The sequence below is a fragment of the Actinomycetota bacterium genome, from assembly GCA_036280995.1.
Taxonomy (GTDB): Bacteria; Actinomycetota; CALGFH01; order CALGFH01; family CALGFH01; genus CALGFH01.
In genome coordinates, this window is sequence record DASUPQ010000826.1 from 1 (window position 1) to 2413 (window position 2413).

At 69.1% G+C, this 2413-nt stretch carries 2 protein-coding genes and 1 pseudogene; 1 reads left to right on the plus strand and 2 read right to left on the minus strand.

Going from position 1 to position 2413, the window contains the following annotated elements:
• Positions 1–425: 425 nt before the first annotated feature.
• Together VF468_27565 and VF468_27570 are read right to left on the minus strand one after the other, a co-directional pair.
• Positions 426–1115, minus strand: a complete 690-nt coding sequence (locus VF468_27565) for an IS630 family transposase (protein ID HEX5882044.1) — start codon at positions 1113–1115, stop codon at positions 426–428.
• Positions 1079–1462, minus strand: a pseudogene (locus VF468_27570) (helix-turn-helix domain-containing protein). The gene VF468_27565 and the pseudogene VF468_27570 overlap by 37 nt, the downstream one beginning before the upstream one ends.
• A 318-nt stretch (positions 1463–1780) precedes the next feature.
• On the opposite strand from VF468_27570, the gene VF468_27575 reads away from it, so the two are divergent.
• A partial coding sequence (locus VF468_27575; GenBank protein ID HEX5882045.1) for a transposase occupies positions 1781–2413 on the plus strand: 633 nt, incomplete at its 3' end.

Below are 2413 nucleotides of genomic sequence, written 5' to 3' on the forward strand. Positions count from 1 at the left end.
GAAGTGCGACCGTTCGAAATTGCGGGTCCAGGCACGCTTGCCGGTCTTGAGATCCCAGGCCTGGAGCTCGCCGATGTGGTCGGCGCCTGGATAGACCGTCATGCCGATGTCGGAGATCTTCACGCCGGCGTACCCGGCGTACCATTCCCCGGGCACGTACTCCTGCTTGGGCCATGCCCGACACCGCCGGAGTGCCGGCCGTGGGCACGTCAGGGATCAGGGCCGACGCATGAGATCAGGCGGGTCAAGGCGGCGCTCAAGCGAGGGGCAGTAACCTATCGCTCTAGGAGATGACGAGGCTAGTTGGCCAACCGTGAGTACATACGTCTGGGCTGCCTTCCCGCCCTCTCTCCGCTCACCACGCTCTACGCGTTGATCGCGCTGATCTCATGCGTCGGCCCTCGTATGATACCAAATCCGGCTGATCAGTTCAGGGCCGGGGTGACCTGGGACGGTTTCGGCCACCAGCTGTAGTTGGTGTGCCCCTTGATGAGTTCCGGCAGGCCGGCCAACGTGCAGCAACGCTTGCCCAGGGCTTCGTCCAGCTCCTTGAGCGTGGCGAAGCCCTGGTTCGCCACCGCCTCGTTGGTCAGCGGCCATAATCGCCCTGCCGGCTGGAGTTCGGGCGAATAAGGCGGCAGGAAGGCCAACCGCAGCCCGTCCGGCACCACCAGCTGCTCGCTGCTGTGCCAGCCGGCATTGTCCAGGACCAGCACCACCAGCTTGTCCGGGCCGGCACCGACCGCCGTGGCGAAGGCCGCCAGCACCGCGCTGAGCAGCACCGTGCTGACGCCGTTGCACAGGAACCAGACCACCTCGCCGGTGCCCGGGTGGACGAAGCCGTAGACATAGGGCCACTCGAACCGGTGCTGGCCCAGCGCGATCGGCCGCTGCCCGATCGGCGCCCATTGCCGGCGGGCGATCGGCTTGGGGCCTACCCGGTGCTCGTCGAAGGCCCAGACCTCGACCGGGCGGTCCGGGTTCTCGGCACGGCGTTCCTCGACCTGCTGCGCCAGATTTTTTTGAACGCCTCCTGCTCCTCGGCGCTCGCCGCCTTGGCGTGCTTGGGGCGTGGGACTTGCAGGCTGTGCTCGAGCTTCTTCAGGTAGTCCCATCCGCGCTGTGGCCACACCTTGCGGTCGAGCCGCTGGCTCATCCAGGCCGCCACCTTGGGGCCGGTCCACAGCCCGCCCTCCGCCGGCGGCTCGGCCAAGGCGTCGCGCAACGCGGCTTCGTCCTCCTGGCCCAGCAGCGGCCGGGCGCCCGTGTTCCTCGCCCGCTGATCACCGAGCCCGTCCGCACCTTCGGCGTTGTAGCGCCGCACGATCTCGGCGATCCAGCGCTGGCCGTAGCCGGTGGCCGCCGCCACCTCGCGCGCGCTGCGGCCCTGGCTCAGCAGCCAGACGATCTGCAGGTGGGAACGCGTGAGCGGGCACCGGGCCGCCCGGTAACGCTGGCCCATCGATCGCGCCGCGATCGATCGCCGTGCTCAGGTGAGCTGTCAGGGGCGTGGTCGGCATCCCATAACCTACCACATCCAACCCCGCCCGCAGACTTCAATCGGATCCGGTATTACAATCTGTTTGTAGATGAGCCACCCCGGCGGGGGCCGATCGGCAGGGGGTGAGCGCAGCGGGTTTGGGGAAGGGTGCCCGGCGGACGATGTCCTTAATCTGCGGTTGACCAAGACCAGCAGACACCGGGCAGACGAGAGATGGGCACGACCATTCGTTCGGCAAGAACGAAGGACGCTTCGTGGGACGTTTTCGCCGACGTCGACGTGTTCGTCGATGCGGTCGTGGCCGAGCTCACCACGATCCCGGGGGTGCGGCGACGGCGCCCGCCCAAGCCGCCGCTGCAGGGCGAGGCCTTGCGCAAGGCGGTGATGGCGATCTGGTGCGTCGCGTTCTGCGGCATGCAGTGGCGTGCCGTCGGCCGGCTCTGTGGCATGCCGTTCGCCACCCTCTACGCCCTGTTCGCCCGCTGGACCCGGCTCGGCCTGTGGCGCCGGCTGCTCGACCGCCTGATGGTGGCGTGGCGCCGGGCCTGCGGCGACGAGGCCGCACCGACCGCGGTGGTGATCGACAGCCGCAGCTGCCGCTCGGCCCCGACCTGCTTTGAGCGCGGCCTCGATGGCGGCAAGCTGGTCAAGGGCGTCAAGATCCACCTCGCCGTCGACAAGCACGGCTTCCCGCTGGCGATCGACGTCGCGCCGGCCAACGTGCACGACAGCAAGGGCATCCTGCCGGTGCTGCGGCGGCTGGCCGGCCGCGGCTTCCGCGGCACCGCCTTGGGCGACCTGAGCTACCGCGGCCAGAAGCTGGCCAAGGCCGCGGCCGGGCTGAAGATCACGGTCCAGGCGGTCGCCGGCGGCTGCGGCGGGACGTTCATCCCCGAAGGCATCCGCTGGGTG